This is a genomic window from Winogradskyella poriferorum (genome assembly GCF_050618035.1).
GTDB classification, from domain to species: domain Bacteria; phylum Bacteroidota; class Bacteroidia; order Flavobacteriales; family Flavobacteriaceae; genus Winogradskyella; species Winogradskyella poriferorum_A.
The window spans coordinates 1-222 of record NZ_JBODPY010000228.1 but is presented as its reverse complement, the minus strand read 5'-3'; the positions used below and the strand labels follow the sequence as shown (position 1 = coordinate 222).

At 34.7% G+C, this 222-nt stretch carries 1 pseudogene; it reads right to left on the bottom strand.

Annotation, left to right across the window (positions count from 1 at the left end):
* Positions 1-222: pseudogene (locus tag ACRHOC_RS15575) on the bottom strand (single-stranded-DNA-specific exonuclease RecJ); the annotation flags it as partial.

The following is a 222-nucleotide window of genomic DNA, read 5'->3' as shown; positions in this document are numbered from 1 at the left end:
ACTGAAGTGATTCTTTGATCCGCTTCCCTTGTGTGTGTATTAAAAAAATCAACATCTACTGCATAGGAAGCCGCTTTATTAAAATAGGTCTCCGTTAATAAAGTTACTGCATGATTACCATGTTTCATACGTCCCGCAGCAAAAATTTTAGGAGCATTAAAAAATACAACATCGGTAAGGGTTAATTCTTCCTTTTTTACTTCAGCAATAATAGCTATCATC